The sequence below is a fragment of the Chitinophaga sp. 05T412 genome (genome assembly GCF_056396465.1).
This window is the reverse complement of sequence record NZ_JBFTLN010000024.1, coordinates 1-21,583: the sequence shown is the minus strand read 5'-3', so window position 1 is coordinate 21,583 and position 21,583 is coordinate 1. Positions and strand designations below refer to the sequence as shown.

Sequence of the window (21,583 nt, the reverse complement as noted above, 5' to 3'; positions counted from 1 at the left end):
TATGATCAAACGCTATGGTCCCATTTTACTGTTTCTCTATTGCCTATGTGCCTTTACAGGCGTACAGGGACAGCAATATACCATCAGTGGTTTCATAAAAGACAGTACCAACGGCGAATCTCTGCCCGGAGCCACTATACAGGTACTGCATTCTTCCAATGGGGTACACACCAACAATTACGGCTTCTATTCCATTACCCTGCCTGCCGGCAACTACATCCTGCTGTATTCTTTTCTGGGATATGAATCCAAAGCCATTGCCTTCTCACTGAAGGATGATATGACCCAGCACCTGGAGCTATCTCCGCGCTCTTATCAGGCAAAAGAAGTGGTGATCACCGATAAAAGGAAGGACGCCAATATAAAAAGTACAGACATGGGCAGGGCAGAGCTGACTGCTTTACAGGTAAAGAAATTACCAGCTTTGATGGGAGAGGTGGACGTACTCAAAGCCCTGCAGCTAATGCCCGGCGTACAGGCCGCGGGTGAAGGTAACGCCGGATTTTATGTGCGCGGTGGTGGTCCTGATCAAAACCTCATCCTGCTGGATGAAGCTCCCGTATACAACACCGGCCATCTTTTCGGCTTTTTCTCAGTATTCAATGCGGATGCCATCCGGAACACGACCCTTATTAAAGGTGGAATGCCCGCCAATTATGGCGGCCGGATATCCTCGGTGGTGGATATTGCCATGAAAGAAGGGAATAATAAAAATTTTCAGGGAGAAGGAGGAATAGGACTCATCTCTTCCCGGCTCTCTTTCCAGGGGCCACTGAAGAAAGACAAGGCCTCATTTATCGTCAGCGCCAGACGCACATATATAGACCTTGTCACCAAACCCTTTATCAATAATACTTCGTATAAGGGATCGGGTTATTATTTCTATGACCTCAACCTAAAAATGAATTACATCTTTTCCGATAAGGACCGGGTGTATTTAAGCGGATATATTGGGAAAGATGTTTTTAGCTTTAATAATAAGGATCGTACGTTCAATGTAAAAATTCCCTGGGGCAATGCCACGGCCACTTTACGCTGGAATCACGTGTTCAATAAAAAGCTGTTTGCCAATACATCCCTGTTGTACAACGATTACAAATTTCAGTTCAGCGCCCTGCAGAATAACTTTGACCTCCGGCTGTCCTCCGGTATCAGTGATCTGAACGCTAAAACAGATATCGATTATTATCCCAATATCAACCACCATATCAAATTTGGAGGTAACTATATTCATCACACCTTTACCCCGTCTACTATTTCGGGAAACCAGGACAGCACGAAGTTTTCGCCGGAAAATGCGTTTAAGAAATATGCACATGAAGTAGCGCTCTATTTCATGGACGACTGGGAAATATCACCGCACCTGCAACTCAATGCTGGCGTACGTTTTAGTGGTTTTATGCAGATCGGTCCTTATACGCGCTATACCCGCGACGAGGCCGGCAACAAAACTGATAGCACCGTGTATCGGCGCGGAGAGTCTGTAGTGAGCTATGGTGGCCTGGAACCGAGGGTGATCCTGCGCTGGTCCTGGAATAACAAGAGCTCCATCAAAGCGGCGGTAACCCGCAACTACCAGTTTATTCACCTGGTATCCAATGCTGGTACCACGTTGCCTACGGATGTGTGGGTACCCAGTACCTATTTGGTAAAGCCGCAGCTGTCGTGGCAATACACCGCCGGATACTTCCGCAACTTTAAAGACAACGCCTACGAGGCTTCCGCAGAAATCTATTACAAAGACATGCACCACCAGATTGAGTACAGGGAAGGTTATACTCCTAGTTTGAATGATCCGGAGCGCGACTTTGTATTTGGTAAAGGATGGGCCTACGGCATGGAGTTATTCCTGAATAAAAAGAAGGGGCGCTTTACCGGTTGGCTAGGCTATACGCTGGCCTGGACCTGGCGCCAATTCCCTGATTTAAATGATGGAAAGCCTTATCCGGCCAAGTATGACCGTCGCCATGATCTGGCGCTGGTAGGCACTTACGAATGGAGTAAACGCTGGACTTTTTCGGGCATATTTATCTACGGCACTGGCAATACCACTACGTTGCCCGAGAAATTTTATTTAATAGAAACCACGCTGGTGCAGGATTACGGAAAAATTAACGGTTACCGGATGGCAGCGTATCACCGGCTGGATTTATCGGCTACCTACACGCCAACGCCTAAGAAGCCGAACCGGCGTATCAAAAGCAGCTGGTCATTTTCTATCTACAATGTGTACAGTAGAAAAAATCCTTATTTCATTTATCTGGATCAAACGGGAAGCGCGCTGGATGGGACATTAAAGGTGAACGCAAAACAGGTGTCTTTATTTCCGGTTATACCGTCTGTGACGTATAATTTCAGGTTTTAAATACGATGGAAGCTTTAAGTAAAATAGAGGTGGAGCGCAAATATATAATGGATCGGACATACTAAATGGATCGAACATACGCGATGGAAGCTACTTTATACTATCAAATTATTTCAGTATGAAAAGTTTAAGGAGGCCAAATAGTGCCCCTATAATGGTAACAACTTGCGCGATGGTAAGGGTGGCGTTAAATGTTTGCATGGACGTTTTAGCCTTTTCCAGGTCAACTTTGGAGGCCATATGATTATCCATTTTATAAGCCAGATTTTCAACTCTCACGGAAACCGTATGGATTTCCTGCTTAAGTTCATTTTTGGTTACCAGTAACTCATCMCTTGTCGCTAATTGCTCAAGTTTGACGGACGTTTTTTTGTCGAAAAAATCATCCAATGCAACTACTGCTTCCAATGCCCTGTCATCTGGCATGTGCATGTCCTTTCGGAAAATGTCATAAATCTTTAAACTTCCAATTGTGTTCATGGTGTAATCAAATTTTGTTACAAGATTGAAATTAAACTATTCCTGTTTTTTAAATTCAAAAATTGACAGATATCTTTTTTAACTATATTATTTTTTTATCTTAGGTATCAAGTTTAGAAAATAAGAATCATACTTAGAAGAACAAGAGGCTGATTAACGAGCCCATGATCATAATTGTAAGAAGTGTGTAATGTGCAATAGTCCAACGCTTGGCCCTTCTTGCCAGTCTGGCTAAATCTTTACGTTGTTGTTCCTTAGCCAACATATCTGCAATTCATTGACTATCTCCGGCAGCATGTTTTTCAGCACTTTCTTAAATCATAATCAGCAGTTGTTTGGCTTTAGCTTCCGGTATGTACAATTCTTTCGTTAGAGTGTCGTACAGATTGAAATAATTCCTGATCATATTTGTAAGTTTTTTAGTTTACAAACGTAAAAATAACACCTTTTTCAACTGAACTCATACCGCTGTATAAATAATTATTTTTAAAATCCTTAAATTCAATAACATCGTTATCAAAAAGCTAACGAACTATTTCTTAACTTCGCAAACATTTTATAAAGGAAATATAGCCCATATGAAAAAGTATGGTGCTAACAGCAAAACGTATGATAAATATCACTTTTCCGGATGGCGCAGTTCGTCAGTATGAACCAGGAGTAACTGCATTGGACATTGCCAAATCCATCAGCGAGGGATTGGCACGCAAAGTATTGGCCGCTAATGTTAATGGGCAGGTAGTTGACGCTACGCGCCCGATTATAACGGATAGCACGCTGCAACTGCTTACGTGGGTGGATAAAGATGGTAAGGCTACGATGTGGCATTCCTCTGCGCATCTCATGGCAGAAGCCCTGGAAGCCCTGTACCCCGGTGTGAAACTGGGTTATGGCCCCTCTATTGAAAATGGATTCTATTACGATATTGATTTAGGCGACCGTACCATTTCAGAAGAAGACCTGAAAAAGGTAGAAGCGAAAATGGTGGAACTGTCTAAACAAAATAGTGTGTATGTGCGCAAAGAAGTCAGCAAAGCAGATGCGCTGGCTTACTTTACAGAAAAAGGCGACCAGTACAAACTGGAAACCATCGGTGAACTGACAGACGGTAATATCACTTTCTACACGCAGGGAGGATTTACAGATTTGTGTCGTGGCCCGCATATTCCCAACACCGGCTTTATCAAATCTATTAAGCTCATGAGCATCGCCGGTGCTTACTGGCGCGGTAGTGAGAAAAATAAGATGCTGACCCGCATCTACGGTATCACTTTCCCTAACCAGAAAGAACTGGACGAGTACCTGACCCTGATTGAGGAAGCGAAGAAACGCGATCACCGCAAATTGGGTAAGGAACTGGAGCTGTTCGCCTTCTCTGAGAAGGTAGGATTGGGGCTGCCTATGTGGTTGCCTAAAGGCGCCATGCTGCGGGAACGTCTGCAACGTTTCCTCCAGGAAGCACAGCTTGAAAGCGGCTACCTGCCGGTAGTTACACCGCATATCGGTAATAAAAATCTCTACATCACTTCCGGTCACTACGAGAAGTATGGTAAGGATAGTTTTCAGCCTATTTCCACACCGGAAGAAGGTGAGGAGTTTATGCTGAAGCCCATGAACTGCCCGCATCACTGCGAGTTGTATAAAGTATCGCCTAAATCCTACAAAGATTTACCGGTGCGTTTCGCGGAATTCGGTACCGTATATCGTTACGAGCAACATGGTGAGCTGCATGGATTAACCCGTGTGAGAGGATTTACTCAGGATGATGCGCACTTATTCTGCCGTCCTGACCAGGTGAAGGAAGAATTCCAGAAAGTAATTGATCTGGTGATGTATGTATTCAACAGCTTAAGCTTTACAGATTTTACCGCACAGATTTCCTTACGCCACCAGACTGACCGTGCCAAATACATTGGCTCTGAAGAAAACTGGGAGCTGGCAGAACAGGCTATTATCGAGTCTGCCGCCGAGAAAGGATTGAACACAGTGATCGAATATGATGAAGCCGCCTTCTACGGTCCGAAGCTCGACTTCATGGTGAAGGATGCGCTGGGCCGCAAATGGCAGCTGGGAACCATCCAGGTGGATTACAACCTGCCAGAGCGCTTCGAACTCGAATACATCGGCGCTGATAATCAAAAACACCGTCCGGTAATGATTCACCGTGCACCATTTGGTTCACTGGAAAGATTTATCGCGGTACTGATTGAGCATTGCGCCGGTAAATTCCCGCTGTGGTTAGCGCCTACCCAGGTGAAAATCCTGCCTATCAGCGATAAGAGCCAGGACTATGCAGAAAAAGTAGCAGAATTGCTAAAAAAAGCGGAAATTCGCGCTGAAATAGATGACAGAAGCGAAAAAATCGGTAAAAAGATCCGGGAAGCAGAGCTGGCAAAAATTCCATACATGCTCGTACTTGGTGAAAAAGAAGCAACCGACAATGTAGTAGCTGTTCGTCGTCAATCTAAAGGAGATCTCGGAACCATGTCGCTCGAAGCATTTGCTGCTTTGATAAACGAAGAAGTGGCCAACCGGAAGCCAATAGAATAACGAAGTAAATGAATGTGGAAAAAAGGTATATAAAACAATGAACATTACTTAATTGAGGTATGTTTATTGCTGTAATTTTCCTCTTATTTTTGTAAATATTGTTTTTGGTCCATGGACGATATGTGGACCATGGACTAATTGGACAATTTATCAATTAATTTTAATTTTCTTAATGCAACAAAGACCCAGACCAAGTTTTGGCGGCAACAACAACAACCGGGGCAGAAACCCCAATTTCCGCAGAGAACAACAACAAGAACATCGTACCAACAGGATGATACGCGTCCCAGAGGTAAGACTTGTAGGTGAAAACATTGAGGTAGGTGTCTACAGAACTGAGGAGGCGTTGAAAATGGCGGAAGATCAAGGTTTAGACCTGGTTGAAATTTCTCCGAATGCCGTACCCCCCGTTTGCCGGATCATCGACTACAACAAATTCCTTTACGAAAAGAAGAAGAAGGAAAAGGAAATGAAGGCGAAGGCGCACAAAAGCGAAGTGAAAGAAATTCGTTTTACGCCTAATACCGACGACCATGACTTCGACTTTAAAGCCAAGCATGCTGAAAGCTTCCTGAAAGACGGTAACAAGGTGAAAACCTATGTACAGTTTAAAGGTCGTGCTATCATGTTTAAAGAGCGTGGTGAATTGATTCTTCTGAAGTTTGCTGAAAGACTGGCAGAAGTAGGTGGTCTCGAAAGTATGCCTACCATGGAAGGTAAGCGTATGATCGCCATCTTCGCTCCTAAAGCGGCTAAGAAGAAAGAAAAGGAACCTAAGGAACCAAGGGAGCCAAGAGAACCAAGAGAACCAAAGGCGCCAGTTACACCTCCTGCAGCTGATGCAGCTCCAGCAGATGATGCTAACGCCTAACTTCTGGCAATATATCTTTAAAGAGCTGAAAGCATAAAGCCGAAAGCAAAAAGCTATTGGCGCGAATAATAAAGCGGAGGAGATTAAATCCTTCATCCGCTCTTTTCATTCGCGCCAATAGCTTTTTGCTTTCGGATTTATGCTTTCAGCTCCTTTAATACCTTCCTGGCTTTCGACCGAATGCCGGGAGTGGGATTATTTTCCAGTTGATCTTCTATCAACAGCCGGATTTCATTTTTGATTTCCGGGTAATCTGTTGCCAAACGGGCCAGTATCGTCATAGAAAAAGACTTCACGGCCACCGTTTCCTGTGGATCTTCCAGGAAGGCAAAGCAACTGTTCATCACCGGGCCATGGAGGCTTTCGGGGAGAGGGACGTCCTGCAATACCCCTAATACATTTCTTTTCACGGCTACCGGAACACCCGGTTCTTCCATCCTGCCTACAATAACAGGCAGGTGAGGGGACAGTATTGCCKGATGTTTTTCCGCCACCAAACGCATGACCCAGGCCGAACGTTGTACTACCCGGTATTCATCGTAAAGAAAGAGGTCGAGTAGCTGTTGAAAGCGCTGCGTATCCTTACCCACCCATTTCGCTATGTGGAGCGATTGGGTACGGGAATGTTCTGCTAATATTTCCGAGCGAAGATCCATATGCCCGGMAATATAATGCATGTGGCTTAATTGCCGTATTGCATTAAATAAGAGAGTGTTTTTTGCTTCATGCGGGCCACATCTTCGGGATGTACTGGTTGATCGGTTTCTTTTCCCATATCGTCCCAGATCCGGAGCTGAATGTATTGTGAAAACAAAGGATCTTTACGGAAGGCGAGGGCTTCTTCCTCCGTCATAGGTCCGCCCTGGAAGGTGAGGGTTTGTTTGCTGGCTTCGGAAAGCGTATCATAATAAGCACTGTCGGACCAGGTCAGATAACGTTTGGCTGCCACATGACTTCCCACCAGCTTCGCTAATTTTTCAGGGAAACCACATTGCAGCAGGTATGCACTACCCAGGTCATCATGCGCTCTGGAGCCATATTCACTCATCTGATCGGCCTGTTCAAAAAAATGGCCAATATCATGCAGGAAAGCAGCGATGATCATCTCGTCTTCAAACCCCGTTTTCTCTGCTATCAGCGCGGCTTGCATCATATGCATGAGCATAGTCACTTCTTCACCGTATTCGTGATTACCGTATTGTTCATACAGTCCAAAGATCCTTTCAATAACATGGTGCGCGTGTAATTCGTTGTCGGTCATTTTCGTACGTTAATAAGGGTTAGTACTGTATTTTCATAGTATACCGTGACACTATCGCAAATGTAATGGCTGTTGCTGCGATATCCGCCTGCACATTGTTATCTTTTTATTAATACCGGTGGAGTAGTAGGGGCGTTTTTAGGGAGATGGATAGGTAGTGGGGTATCAGGCGCCACCAATAGTTCCCGGGCATTTTACCCAGTAGAAAGGTTTACGTATAGACGTTCGCGTAATAATAAAAAAGCAGCCCCACTATAGCGGGGCTGCTTTTTTATATCTGAAAGATGTTGATGCGTTATTCTTCTCCCGCTTCCTCACCATCACCATGGCCAAGGATATCACGTACCGGTTTCACCGCCTGATAAATACCGCGGTTATATTTATTACCTAAGATGATTAAGGTAGTAGAATCCTGTACAAAGCGGTAAAACACCGTGTTGTTACCATGCCACCAGCCATTGTGATAAATGATGTTTTTAGTACTGTCGGGGTATACCATTAAACGCCATCCCAGTCCGTAGTTACGGATGCCTGGTTTTTCGTGGCTGTATGGTGTGTAGGCTTGCTTCAGCGTAGCTTCATTTAACAGTTGACCGGAATAAAGTGCCTGGTCCCATTTCAGCATATCGCGGGCGCTGCTATAAATACCTTTGTCGCCCATCACGCCATCGAAGTAGGTGTCTGGTTCAAATTGTCCGTTGTACTTATGGCTTTGGGTTTGATGCGACCGTGCAGCAGAGGCAGGATCATATACAAATGTATTGGTCATCCCTAACGGACGGAAAATAGTTTGTTCCATGAACTCCGCATATTTCTGACCACTCACCTTTTCAATGATAGAAGCCAGCAGCAGATAATTGGTATTGCAATATTGGAAATGCGTTCCTGGCAAGTGTTGCATAGGAGGCTTGTGCACTTCCATTAATTTGATCACTTCATTGTTGGTAATGAAGCGGGATTCATCTTTCCATAAACTATCACAAAAATAAAGGTAGTTCGGCAGGCCGCTACGATGACTCAGCAGCATGCGTACATTAATGCCTTTATAGGGGAACTGGGGAAAGAATTTTTGTAATGAATCGTCAAGGCTGAGTTTTTCCTTTTGTGCTAACCACAATACAGCCGCACCAGTAAAGGTTTTAGAAACAGACGCCAGTTGAAACGAAGAACTATCCATTACAGGTGTCTTCGTTCTTGAGTTTTCATAACCGTGATATTGTTCGAAAATAACAACACCTTTTCTGGCTACCAGTATGGCGCCGTTGAATCCGGTGCGCAATAATTTGCCGTTGTAAAATGCATCCAGCTCGCGTTGCATCTGAATGGTGCGGGGCGATTTCAATATCGCCTCTTTCTCTGCTGCACTTAACCCCAGGGTGTAAAGAACGCTGTCTGTTGCTGCTTTAGTTTTTTCGGCTGCCCGTTTTGCTGCATTACTCTGACAACTTGTTATTATTGCAATTCCCGATATAGTTAAAATGATCCTTACTGCTTTCAATCGCTTCATTAGAGGAGTATACTACTTGCTTAATTCAAAATGACCCTTAAAAAATACAAAGCGCTAAATTTATACCCAAAGTAAAAGACTGCCAAATAAATACAGCGTTTTCAAATCCTTTTAATTGATTTTTAAGCTGAAATGCTGAAAAAAGTTAAAAAAAAGGCGCTGAGAACTGCGTTTTTTTGATAAAATCGAATTTGATTACACTACTATTTGATTATTCCCCAACATCGAGTAGGTTTGTGCCCTGTTTCCCCGCTATCAGCAATTATTAAGCCAATTGCAACATATAGATACACATATAATTTAGTATAATATTATGGACCAGCAAAAGTCGACAAGTTATCCGAAAGAGAAGATCAGCATTTTATTATTAGAGAACATCAGCGATGCAGCGGTAGCAGAATTTACTACAGCCGGGTATCAGGTGCGCAAATTGTCGGGCGCATTAAGCGAAGAAGATCTCATTAATGAAATCAAGGACGTACACCTTCTGGGCATTCGCTCTAAAACCAAGGTAACCCGTAAAGTGCTGGAGTCGGCAAGGAAACTGCAGGCAGTAGGATGTTTTTGTATTGGTACCAACCAGGTAGATCTGAAAGCAGCTACCGAACATGGTGTTGCCGTATTCAATGCGCCTTATTCCAACACCCGCTCCGTGGCTGAGTTGGTAATAGGCTTGTCGATTATTCTCATCCGCCGCATTGTTGATAAGAACGCGGCCGCTCATAAAGGCATCTGGATGAAAGAAGCCACCGGCAGCTATGAGCTCAGGGGTAAAACACTGGGTATTGTAGGATACGGTAATATCGGTAGTCAGGTAAGCGTACTGGCAGAAGGAATGGGGATGAACGTGATCTATTACGATGCAGAAACCAAATTACCGCTGGGTAATGCAGAACAGATCCGCTCTATGAAAGAACTGTTTGGTAAATCAGACATTATTTCCCTGCATGTGCCTTCCAGCAAAACAACGGCTAACATGATCACCGCAGAAGTACTGGCAGACGCCAAACCCGGTGCTATTTTCATTAATTATGCCCGCGGGGAAGTGGTAGATCTGGAAGCACTGAAAGAGGCGTTGGTGAGCGGAAGGTTATCCGGCGCCGCCATCGATGTGTTCCCGGTAGAGCCAGAAAAGAATGGCGCGGCTTTCAGCACACCACTGCAGCAATTGTCGAACGTAATTCTGACACCACATATCGGAGGTAGTACAGAAGAAGCACAACATAATATAGGCCTGGACGTGAGTAGCAAAATGCTGAACTACCTGGAGAAAGGTGCCAGCTTTGGTTCACACACGGTGCCAGCCATCAGCGTACCACCTATTGAAAATACACACCGTATTTTACATATTCACCAGAACGTACCTGGGGTGTTATCTGCTATCAATACCGCTTTGTCTGCCAATAAAATTAATATCCTGGGTCAGTACCTGAAAACCAACGACCAGATTGGTTACGTGGTACTGGACGTGGATACTAAACTGTCGCAGGAAGCATTAGCGCTGTTAAAAGAAGTAGCACATACTATTAAGACAAGATTACTGTATTAAGCAGTCAAGGGTAATGGATTTGCGGAGAGAGGAACTACCGAAGGTATTCATCTCCCGTAAATCCATTATTTTTTCAACCCCTATATCACCTCATTCACCGATTCTTTTTACGGATATATGCTTTTTCTTAGCATATTTTGAAAATTCTTTGTTAACCTTGTAGTGCAACTGAAAAAAATAGCACATGAAAATGAACAGGATACTGATAACCGGGGTCGGGCTGATTGCCGGGCTTTTGTTATACGTAAATGCCTCCGCACAAGACGAACCTAACAAATGGGCGCCAGCCAATATGAAAGTGGACGGACAAGCCACCGAATGGCCTAAACCCCTACAGTTCTATAATAACGTTACCAAGTTATTTTACACCATAGCCAACGATAAAGAAAATATATACGTAATCGTAAGTGTGCCTGATCCGCAAAGCCAGATGAAAATTATGCGCTCCGGCATTACCATTTCATTAAATCCAACCGGTAAAAAGAAGGGGGGAGCCGCCGTTACTTTTCCGATCACGGAAAATGTAAGCACAGGCGCGCCTGATGTACCAGAAGCTTCCCGGGCCCTTATCGCCGGAGAGTTGAAAAAGCAAATTCTGGCTAATCTGAAAGATATAAAAGTGGATGGATTCGACAGCATCCCTAATGGCAATATTTCAGTTCGCAATACGTTTGGTATTCAAACAGCTGCTTCCTACGAAGCCTCCGGTAACCTGGTATGTGAACTGGCTATTCCACTGAAAATGCTGGGTATTACCACACTGACAGAGCAACCCATTGCTTATCATTTTAAGGTAAACGCGATGAAGAGAGAAGATAAAAAGGAAATGGAAGCCAAGCGGGCCAAAGGCCAGCCAGCCCCCATGCCTGGTGAATACGCTGATCATTTCGCATTGTATTATTCCGCAGACTTCTGGACCAGACAAACATTGGCTACTCACTAGGCTGCTGACCCTGAAATTGTCTTAATCGTTTTTATGTATAAGAAACTGTTTACTACGGGAACTAAAGCTGTACTGGCCATTGCTTTCTGTGCCAGTGTTTTTATGGCTTGTCATAAAGACAATAATAATGGGCCGGCAAATAATGGGGAGCTAACTGCCACCGAAGCCGAAGACTCTCTCAAGTACCTCATGTATCAGATCATGCAGGTTAGCTATGGGGATGGTGGGCGTAATGCGAATAGCGGACTGCCTACCTATTTCTGGTATTCTTCCGTACCTAAGCTGGACCCATTCAGCAGCAGCTATCCCAATGCAGATACGCTGCTGAATGTTATGAAAAGATATGCGATCAACCCCGCTACGTCGGCGCCGTATGATCATTATAGCTTCCTGGACCGGAATGGAACGTTGACAAATAAGCTCATGAATGGTGTTTCTGCCAGTACGTTTGCCGCAACCAACAGCGATTTCGGATTCGACTATGCACCAGTGCTCGCATCAGCCGATACCAATCTGGTACGCCTGTTTGTGCTGTATGCGGATAAAAACGGCCCTGCAGGACTGGCCGGAATCGACAGAGGATGCGAAATTACCTCTGTTAACGGAACAACGGCATTTGTTAACACAGACGCCTCATTAAGGGCCGTGTATAATCAAATCATGGTGTCTACCGGCGACGTAACACTTGGGATTAAGCGGCCCAATAATCAAGGTTCGTTCATTGTTACCCTTAAGCCAAATACTGCCGGCTATAAAGTGAATCCGGTATTATTTGATACCATATATACGGCCGCCAATAATACTAAAGTCGGTTATTTTGGTTTGTATACTTTCGCCAGTGTCTTCAACGAAAAGGGACAGCCTACCAATACCAAAATAGTGCTGGATCAGGTGTTTGCCAGATTTAGATCCAATGGTATCAGAAATCTGATCGTGGATTTACGGTATAACGGAGGAGGAGCCACTACTACTGCGGAATACCTGGACAGTGCCATTGCGCCGGCTTCTGCAGCAGGTAAAATAATGTATACTTATAAGTACAATGATAAGCTCATGGCGCAGTTGTCTGATGTTAAGCTCACAGAAACTGTGAACTTCCCCGCAGGAACAGGTGGTCTCGCACTGGATCATGTATTTTTCATTACCAGCGGTAGTACCGCCTCCGCCAGCGAGTTAACATTAAATAACCTCAAGCCTTACAGTACAGTGCTGTTAGTGGGAGAGAAGACATTTGGTAAACCAGTTGGCTTTATCGATTTTAATATTTCTGCTTACAATCATAATGGTACAGCGAAATACCTGGCAGACCTTTACGCCATTAATTTTGCMACACATAATGCCAGAGGTGTCGGTGATTATTATACCGGGATTAATGTAGATAAGGCCGCTGTAGATTATGTAAACGTCCCATGGGGCTTAACTGACAAAGATGACAATCTTATAAAAATTATGACCTATATCAATACCGGGTCATTTCCCACCCCCAGGGCGGCTCAGTTTAGTACAGGTGGAAGTGAATTGCGTATTGCTATTCCTAACAGTAAACCACTCAATAATTTCAACGGCATGGTGGATTACCGCTTAAGTAAAGAAATATTGAAATTAAAATAATCGTATAACCGTAGCTGTTAGTGACTGCCAACAGCTACGGTTTATCTTCTTAATAGATGATCACCTCATCGGCGAACATAAAGCCATGTTGGTCATTTTTGGCGCGAACCCGGATGTATCGCGCTGTTTGCCCACTCAGATCAAACCTGAAATCTTTAAACGTCAAGGTAGCATTACTGGTAGGAACATCATTGTTTACCTGCTTTACCGGTTTGAAATTTTTCCCATCATCACTGGTTAACACTTCCACATGCGCAGGCATGTATACCCCCGGACCTGTCAGCTGCATAAATGTAACGGATAAACGATGCAGTGCCGTTGCCTGATCCATATCAATGGTAATATCCATGTCGCCTTCAAACCCTTGCCACTGGCCATCTCCATAGGTGAGAGAACCGCGGTATCCATTTACAAATGTGGMATTTTTTTGTGCAGGATATTTCTCGCTATAAGGGAGATTATAGATTACTTTTTTGCCAATGGCGAGATGATCATCTAACTGCAGAAAAGCAGGCGTTCCCTGAAGTTGATTGTCTTTGAAAATAGCGGCGCGGACAGGAGCAGAGCCGGTAACGGTTAACGGACCGGTGTATCGTGTGGACTGGCTGCCCGGCAGGGTACTGTCCAGTGTGTAACGGATCTCCGGCTGGTATTGCTCTGAGCCAAATGATATCACGGTGCGATGATGCGCCGCATCTATTTCCGGATGAATAGTCACCGCATAGGAAGGTCGATAATAATTTACGTTTAGCCGTTGAAGTAAGTGATACTGTGACTGCATCCGTTGTTGAAAATTGGCGAAATTCTTATGCGCTGTATCCGACCATACTACCTCAGACAATGCCAGCAAACGTGGATACACCATGTATTCCAGGTGATAGGAGGTGGGGATGTATTCGGTCCAGATATTGGCTTGTGCACCTAGCACATGTTTCGCGTTTTCTGCATCCAGTTCTTTAGGAATGGGTTCATAGCTGTATACTTTTTCCAGCGGCAGATAGCCGCCAATGGCCTCCGGTTGTGTGGCCGGATCGGCCTGATAGCTATCGAAGTAGCAATAGCCGCCTGGCGTCATGATGACGTCGTGATTTGCTTTGGCCGCTGCGATGCCACCACTTTCGCCCCGCCATGACATGACCGTAGTTGCTGGTGCGAGGCCACCCTCCAGTATTTCGTCCCATCCCAACAGTTTACGATGATGTGCCGACAGGAATTTTTCCATCCGTTTAATGGCGTAACTCTGCAACTCATTTTCATCTTTCAGCTTTTCATTGCGGATACGTTGCTGAAAAAGCGGGGACAGTGTATACCGGGGTTTGCGGTGTAAGGGAAAAAGAACCGGGTTGCGCTTTGATAGTCGTTGGACGTGGAATCAAATCAAGATTCCCGACCGACTGACCGTTGGCGGATATACCTAAACCGGCCGTTAGTAGTAATAAAATAAGCTGTTTTTTCATGTACACATTGCTGATAACCCGCTAAAGTAGGACCATTTGCGGCAAAAAGCAAAAAGCGGTTGCTGTAAAAATGCAACCGGGCAAAACACAAAGGAGATTACTTTGCGTTTTGCCCGGTTGAGCCTTTGTGGGAAGGCGATTATTTATGTCCTAATTTACGGATCATATCTTCTGACATATCTTCTGAATAGACTCCATATCCGTACATTAAAACTCCTTTGGTACCGGATTTCGTCTGGATGGCGTATACCACTGCTTCATCGCCCGGATCGGTGTTTCCTTCGAAGCGATAGGTCTCTGTAATTTCAAAATCCTGTGGGTGCACTTTGGTGTCTTTCTCGTGTATAGCATCAAAAACGAGATTGAAATCTGCCGTGTATCCGCGTTTGCGGAGATCTTCCATCGCGGCCGTTACGGTATCATAAGTTTTCATATAGTAAAATTATTGCTGTTGAGAACATTCGCTGGGTAACTAAGTTAAGCAAAAAAGTATACAGCAAAAATGTAAAACAAATGAACGTTTCTTTTTGGGTGGCTGTTTCTTAAAAAGCGAAACGCAAAAGGTGAAAACCTTTTGCGTTTCGCGGTATGTTATATGCTTTCGGATTAGCGAACTACTGTTACTTCACCTTTGAGCACATTGGAAACTCCTCCGGCAACTTTCTTGTAGCTGAGCCACCATACATAGGTGCCTACATCTACCGGAACGCCTTTGTATTTACCATCCCATCCTTTATGGTCATCTGAAGTCATAAAGATTAATTCACCCCAGCGGTTAAAGATCCGCAGTTCGTAGCTGAACATTTGTCCTCTTACTACTGGTCTGAACACATCATTACGTCCATCGCCATTTGGAGAGAAGGCATTTGGTACTGTTGGTTTTGGTTCACATTGTACGAAGTCTACTGTGATATCATCTGTAGCAGATCCGCAATCGTTGAACACAGTTACCGTGTAAGTACCTCCGTTGGTCACCTGGTAAGTAGAAGCGGAAGATCCGTTATCCCAACGTACTCCGGTGATACCGCCGCCTTCAGCATGGAGGGTCAGTGTTTCACCTTTACACATTACGGTGTCTCTACCGAGGTTGATAACAGGTAAACCAGTGATATTTACTTTCACGCTATCCATGAATACGCGTTGGCAATATTTGTCCATTACTGCCAGTTTGTATTTACCGGCCTGTGTGATTTGTTTAACCGGGTTAGGATCACCATCATTCCAGAGGTAGGAGATCGCATCCGGATTTGTACCATCCAGTGTGATGCTGCCACCAGGACAAATATTTCTATCTGGTCCCAGCTCCAGGTTGAGTGTTGGTTTCAGACGTACGTTCACAGTATCTCTTACCACACAATTGTCTCTGCTCACTGCTACCCAGTAACCGCCTGGTTTATTTACCACGATAGAGTTACCGGTTTCGCCTGTCTGCCATTTGATACGGCCGCCGTTTGAATTCACGGTGAGCATGATAGACTGATCAGGGCAGATAGATGTATCACGACTCAGGCTGATATCTGGTGGAGGATTCACGCTTACTTTCACGGTATCGATGGTGATACATCCTGCTTTTATCACTTTCACCCAGAATTGTTCCTGTGTACCTACCAGTATGGAGGATGCAGTAGAACCATTGCTCCAGAGGTATTGCGCACCATTTACATAGGCATCCAGTTTTACGGTTTGACCGCGGCAGATAGTAGTATCAGGGATATCTACCAGTGGTGTTGGTATCAGACCAACTTGGATGGTATCTGTAGTCGCACATTCTCCGTTGCTCACATTCACCCAGTAAGTACCGGCCTGGTTGATATTGATCCGTTGCGTAGTAGCACCGGTAGACCAGGTAATCTTGTAGGCGAAGTTAGCAGGACCCGCATCCAGTACCAGGCTGTTGCCACCGCAGATAGTGGTGTCGTTGCCCAGGTTCACCATTGGTTGCTGGATGTAGTTGAGTTTATAAGTAACGGTATCGGAAGAGCAACCGGTTCTGCCATCTGTGATGATGAAGGAAGCAGAAGTAGCGCCATTCAGGTTGAACACATTATTGTTTTGTGTGAGCGGCAAGCCGGTTACTACATTGGAAGGTGTTACCGCTACCAGGGTGTAGGTTGGCATGTATACATCGCCCACTCTGCGTAATGCTATTCTACCGTTGTTGGAACAGTTGGACGGCAGCGTAGCTTCCAGCTGTGGTTTAGCACAAGGCTTGATGACTACACGCTGGGTTACGTCGTTGGCTTTGTTACCGCAGGCGTCCATAATGCTCCATCTTCTCACAATCGTATAGCCGTTACAGATATCTACTACAAATGGATCTTCTGTATAGATAGCTCTTTTCGGGAAGGTATTATCACAGTTGTCTGTGGCTGTGAGTACCGGTGGAGCAGGTATTTTATCCTGGCAATAGAGTTCGATATCTGCCGGTGCAGGCATGATAACAGGTCTGGTGGTATCTTTCACCGTTACTACCTGCGTCATGGTGGTGGTATTACCACAGGCATCTTTCGCAATCCAGGTTCTGATGATGCGGTAGTTACCGGCACAGTCACCAGGTGTTCTTTCGGTAGTGATACGACGTATTACGGTCAGGCCATTTCCGATGCTGCTGCAATTGTCTGTTACCTGTACATCTGTAGCAGGAGGAGGGATATTGTCACAGCTCACGGTGGTGTCTGTGGGCGGTTTCACAGTGAATACCGGTTTAGTGGTATCCTGAACAGTGATGGTTTGCTGCATGGTCTGTTTGTTACCGCAATCGTCTGTAACGGTCCAGGTACGGATTTCCTGGTAGTTGTTACCACAGCTGTTCGGAAGTGTTACCGTTTTGCTGCTGGTGAATACCTGCACTTTAGCGGTACAGTTATCGGCAGCGGTAATAACCGGCCATCCTGGAACCTTATCGCAATCTACTGTGGTGTCTTTCGGAGCAGGCATACTGAATACCGGTTTAGTGGTATCCTGTACCTGGATGATTTGTTGTACTGCGCTGGCATTACCACATTCATCAAAGGCAGTCCATTTTCTGAAGATGATGTATTTGCTGTTGCAATCATTCAGATTACGTACGACAGAGTCTTTCGGAACCACTGTGATTACACCAGGTGTACAGTTGTCGCTCGCGGTGAGATTGAAGCCGTTCGGTACTTTGTCGCAATCTACCGTAGTGTCGGCAGGTGTAGCCATATTGAATACCGGAGCAGTCATATCTTTCACCGTAATTACCTGTTTCAGGGTGATGCCGGTGTTGCACTCGTCTTTCGCGGTCCAGGTACGGATCAGGAGGTAGCTATTAGCGCAGCTGCCTGGAATATCCTGACGAACTTCCACTACCGGGATGATGATTTCACCTGCACAGTCGTCGTTCGCTTTCAGGTCCACCTTAGCAGGCACTTTATCACAGTCAACCGTGATATCGGCAGGAGCAGGGGTGGTGAACACCGGTGCTTTTGTATCCTTTATCGTAATGGTCTGTGAAGCGCTTACGGATAATCCGCATCTGTCAGTAGCTGTCCAGGTACGGGTAATATTGCTGAGACAAGGTGAAGTAACCACGGTTACATCATGGTGTTGTACATCGAGCACTTCATTATCATAAGGCGCATGACTAAATACCGGTTCACCGAAGAGGGTAGTGTAGTCTTTACCTTTTTCGCATTCTGTTGTGATAGCAGGCGGCGTGAAGGTAACAATCGGTCTGATGGTTACTACAGTGATTTTCACGGCATTGCTGATGTTGTTAACACAAGCACCGGAAGCAACCACTCTTCTAAACCAGGTGTTGACAGCAAGTGCATTTGGTTGGTACACATCGCTGGTAGCACCGCTGATGTTGGTAAACGGTCCGGTAGCGCCAGTGGTGCTTTGCTGCCACTGGTAAGTGTAGCTACCGTTACCACCGGTTAATGTGTTACCACGTAACGCCATTGGTACTTCTGTTAAGCAAACGGTTTGATCGTTAGCGATGGTATTACCCAGAATTGGTTTGCGGTTGATCAGCATCACACTGGAGGTGGTTGMGTCGCAAACACCGTTGCTTACTACCCAGGTCAGTTGTGCGGTTTCGCCGGCAGGAACCGTGATAGTAGCATCTTTCGCGTTAATGTCGCTGATAGTGATCAGTGCCGCGTTGCTACTGGTAACAATCCAGGTACCTTTTGCACCTGCMACACCAGGATCGCTGGCATTCATTTTAAAGGTAGCGTCATCACAGTGTTCCTGGTTAGGTCCTGCGTTAGCAGCTACCGGTAAGCGGTAGTTAATGAGTGTCACATCATCCCAGGTAGCGCTACATACGCCGTTGGTGACTGTCCAGCGTAAGGTAACGGTGTCACCTACGTTAACATTTACCGCAGAAGTAGGGCTATTGATGGATTTGATCACAGCATTGCCTTTAATAATAGACCAGAAGCCTCTGGCACTTGGAACAGATGGGGTAGCGGCTGCCATAGTGAAATCGCCTGTGTTGTTACACATTTCAATATCCTTACCGGCGTCTGCATCATCTGCTTTCTTATAGTTAATCAGCGTTACAATGCTGTTGCTGCTGGTACAAGTACCGTTGGTAACGGTCCATTTCAGGATAACGGTGTCGCCTATTGGAACAGTTACACTGGTGAATGGATCATTTGGTGACTTGATAGTAGCGGCACCAGGGATACGGCTGATGTCTGTCCAAACACCTACTGCACTGCTTGATCCAGTTTGGCTGGCCTTCATGATGAAGTCGGCAGTAGTGTTACATTTTTCCTGGTCAGGGCCAGCGTTAGCTGTGATGGCTGCTTTGTAGTTGATGATAGTCACTCTGCTGAAAGTAGAGTCACACACACCATTTGCAATAGACCACTGAAGAACAGCGGTATCGCCTATCGGCACCGTCACCGCAGATATTGGACTGTTTGGTGATTTAATAGTAGCAGTTCCGCTGAGGAGTGTCCAGGTGCCTTTGGCAGTTGGAACACCAGGTGCATTTGCCTGCATAATGAAGTCGTCTGTTTTGTTACAGATAGACTGATCAGGGCCGGCATTTGCTTTTGCGGCTACCGCGTAGTTGGTTAATAATACCGTGTCAGAAGTAGCGGCACAAGTACCGTTGGTGATGGTCCATATCAGGGTAGCAGTATTGCCAGCCAGAACTTTCACGGTGGTGTTATTGATGGAGTCTTTCGTTACCGTTACCCATGTTGGCTTACCAACAACGGTCCAGTAGCTGTATGCACCATACTGAGTAGGAGCGTTAGCGGCCATTGTAAAGATGGAATCATTACAATGTTCCTGGTCAGGTCCTGCCAGCGCTTTGTTCGCCAGTGTATAGTTGGTCAGAAGCACTGTGTCGGTATTGTTTGCGCAAGTACCGTTACCAGTTGTCCATACCAGGGTAGCGGTGTGACCAGCCAGTACTTTCACGCTGGTGTTGTTCACAGAATCCTTCGTAATGGTTACCCATGCAGGGTTACCTATTGCAGTCCAGAATCCGTATGCACCAAATTGAGTAACTGGCTTGGCTGCCATTGTGAAGATGGAGTCGTTACAGTGTAACTGATCCGGACCCGCTACAGCTGCATTTGGTACAGCATAGTTGGTGAGCAGTACTGTATCTGCATTGTCTGCACAAGTGCCATTACCCGTAGTCCATATCATGGTGGCAGTATGACCAGCCAGAACTTTCACTGTGGTGTTGTTTACAGAGTCTTTCGTAATAGTTACCCATGCAGGTTTACCTACTGCCGTCCAGAATCCGTATGCACCATATTGTGTTACCGGTTTAGCCGCCATCGTAAAGATAGAATCGTTACAATGTAACTGGTCAGGACCAGCCACTGCTGCAGATGGCACTTCGTAGTTGGTCAGTTTCACCTGGCTTGTAGTGGCCGCACAGGTACTGTTGGTAATGGTCCATACCAGTGTAGCGGTATGACCGGCCAGCAGTGTCACCTTGGTATTGTATGCAGCAGTATCAGCAATAGTGATCCAGGACTGTTTACCACCAACAATGCTCCACGCGCCGTATGCACCTATTTGTGCAGGCTTGTTAGCAGCCATGGTAAAGATGGAGTCATTACAGTGTTTCTGTTCAGGACCGGCAACTGCAGTAGAAGGCACTTCATAGTTGGTCAGTTTCACCTGAGAAGTGGTAGCGGCACAGGTACCGTTGGTAATGGTCCATACCAGTGTAGCGGTATGACCAGCCAGCAGTGTCACTTTGGTATTGTATGCAGAAGTATCTGCAATGGTGATCCATGATTGTTTACCACCAATAATGGTCCATGCACCGTATGCTCCGAACTGAGCAGGCTTGTTAGCCGCGAGGGTGAAGATGGAGTCATTACAGTGTTTCTGCTCAGGACCGGCCACTGCTGTAGAAGGTACTTCGTAGTTGGTGAGTTTCACCTGGCTTGTAGTAGCTGCACAAATGCCGTTGGTAATGGTCCATACCAGTGTAGCGGTATGACCAGCCAGCAGGGTCACCTTGGTATTGTATGCAGAAGTATCTGCAATAGTGATCCAGGACTGTTTACCACCAACAATGGTCCATGCACCGTATGCACCCATTTGTGCAGGCTTGTTAGCTGCGAGCGTGAAGATGGAGTCATTACAGTGTTTTTGTTCAGGACCAGCTACTGAAGTAGAAGGCACTTCGTAGTTGGTGAGTTTCACCTGGCTGGTAGTAGCGGCACAAGTGCCGTTAGTGATGGTCCATATCAGTGTAGCGGTATGACCAGCCAGCAGTGTCACTTTGGTATTGTATGCAGAAGTATCTGCAATAGTGATCCATGATTGTTTACCACCAACAATGGTCCATGCACCGTATGCTCCGAACTGCGCCGGCTTGTTAGCCGCGAGGGTGAAGATGGAATCATTACAGTGTTTTTGCTCAGGACCAGCTACTGAAGTAGAAGGCACTTCGTAGTTGGTGAGTTTCACCTGGCTGGTAGTAGCGGCACAAGTGCCGTTAGTGATTGTCCATACCAGTGTAGCGGTATGGTATG

13 protein-coding genes are annotated in these 21,583 nt (G+C 45.6%); 6 read left to right on the top strand and 7 right to left on the bottom strand.

Annotated elements, in window-relative coordinates; translation table 11 throughout:
* Position 1 precedes the first annotated feature (1 nt).
* The gene (locus AC1DFM_RS33365; protein WP_477081122.1) at positions 2 to 2,365 is read left to right on the top strand and encodes a TonB-dependent receptor; all 2,364 of its coding nucleotides are present in this window, start codon (positions 2 to 4) and stop codon (positions 2,363 to 2,365) included.
* 108 nt (positions 2,366 to 2,473) lie between these two features.
* Here the strand turns inward: AC1DFM_RS33365 and AC1DFM_RS33360 are convergent, their stop codons facing one another.
* A complete protein-coding gene (locus AC1DFM_RS33360) occupies positions 2,474 to 2,845 on the bottom strand; it encodes a hypothetical protein (protein ID WP_477081121.1) in 372 nt (123 codons plus the stop codon).
* Between the two features lie 609 nt (positions 2,846 to 3,454).
* Here AC1DFM_RS33360 and thrS point away from each other — a divergent pair.
* Positions 3,455 to 5,395 carry a threonine--tRNA ligase gene (gene thrS / locus AC1DFM_RS33355; RefSeq protein ID WP_477081120.1) on the top strand — a complete coding sequence of 647 codons (1,941 nt, stop codon included), beginning with the start codon at positions 3,455 to 3,457 and terminating at the stop codon, positions 5,393 to 5,395.
* Positions 5,396 to 5,567: 172 nt separating this feature from the next.
* Positions 5,568 to 6,266 (top strand): translation initiation factor IF-3, encoded by a 699-nt coding sequence (gene infC, locus AC1DFM_RS33350; RefSeq protein WP_477081119.1) that lies wholly within the window; start codon positions 5,568 to 5,570, stop codon positions 6,264 to 6,266.
* A gap of 137 nt (positions 6,267 to 6,403) precedes the next feature.
* On the opposite strand, the gene AC1DFM_RS33345 is transcribed toward infC, so the two are convergent.
* From AC1DFM_RS33345 to AC1DFM_RS33335, 3 genes are all read right to left on the bottom strand, one after another.
* Positions 6,404 to 6,922, bottom strand: coding sequence for a hypothetical protein (locus AC1DFM_RS33345; RefSeq protein ID WP_477081118.1), 519 nt, complete (start codon positions 6,920 to 6,922; stop codon positions 6,404 to 6,406).
* A 26-nt stretch (positions 6,923 to 6,948) separates the two neighbouring features.
* The gene (locus AC1DFM_RS33340) at positions 6,949 to 7,527 is read right to left on the bottom strand and encodes an HD domain-containing protein (RefSeq protein ID WP_477081117.1); all 579 of its coding nucleotides are present in this window, start codon (positions 7,525 to 7,527) and stop codon (positions 6,949 to 6,951) included.
* 295 nt (positions 7,528 to 7,822) lie between these two features.
* Entirely contained in the window at positions 7,823 to 9,034 is a 1,212-nt protein-coding gene (locus AC1DFM_RS33335) for a serine hydrolase domain-containing protein (protein WP_477081116.1), read from the bottom strand.
* A gap of 313 nt (positions 9,035 to 9,347) precedes the next feature.
* On the opposite strand from AC1DFM_RS33335, the gene serA reads away from it, so the two are divergent.
* The 3 genes from serA to AC1DFM_RS33320 all read left to right on the top strand — a co-directional run bounded on the left by serA (position 9,348) and on the right by AC1DFM_RS33320 (position 13,137).
* Positions 9,348 to 10,583, top strand: a complete 1,236-nt coding sequence (serA, locus tag AC1DFM_RS33330) for a phosphoglycerate dehydrogenase (protein WP_477081115.1) — start codon at positions 9,348 to 9,350, stop codon at positions 10,581 to 10,583.
* Between the two features lie 184 nt (positions 10,584 to 10,767).
* Positions 10,768 to 11,526: a hypothetical protein gene (locus tag AC1DFM_RS33325; RefSeq protein WP_477081114.1), complete on the top strand. Its 759-nt coding sequence runs from the start codon at positions 10,768 to 10,770 to the stop codon at positions 11,524 to 11,526.
* Between the two features lie 33 nt (positions 11,527 to 11,559).
* Positions 11,560 to 13,137, top strand: a complete 1,578-nt coding sequence (locus AC1DFM_RS33320) for a S41 family peptidase (protein ID WP_477081113.1) — start codon at positions 11,560 to 11,562, stop codon at positions 13,135 to 13,137.
* 49 nt (positions 13,138 to 13,186) lie between these two features.
* Here AC1DFM_RS33320 and AC1DFM_RS33315 read toward each other — a convergent pair whose 3' ends face one another.
* The 3 genes from AC1DFM_RS33315 to AC1DFM_RS33305 form a co-directional block, all read right to left on the bottom strand.
* Positions 13,187 to 14,440, bottom strand: coding sequence for a family 20 glycosylhydrolase (locus AC1DFM_RS33315; RefSeq protein ID WP_477081169.1), 1,254 nt, complete (start codon positions 14,438 to 14,440; stop codon positions 13,187 to 13,189).
* 293 nt (positions 14,441 to 14,733) lie between these two features.
* Positions 14,734 to 15,027: a hypothetical protein gene (locus AC1DFM_RS33310; protein ID WP_477081112.1), complete on the bottom strand. Its 294-nt coding sequence runs from the start codon at positions 15,025 to 15,027 to the stop codon at positions 14,734 to 14,736.
* A gap of 173 nt (positions 15,028 to 15,200) precedes the next feature.
* On the bottom strand, positions 15,201 to 21,583 hold a 6,383-nt coding region (locus tag AC1DFM_RS33305), incomplete at its 5' end, for a T9SS type B sorting domain-containing protein (RefSeq protein ID WP_477081111.1).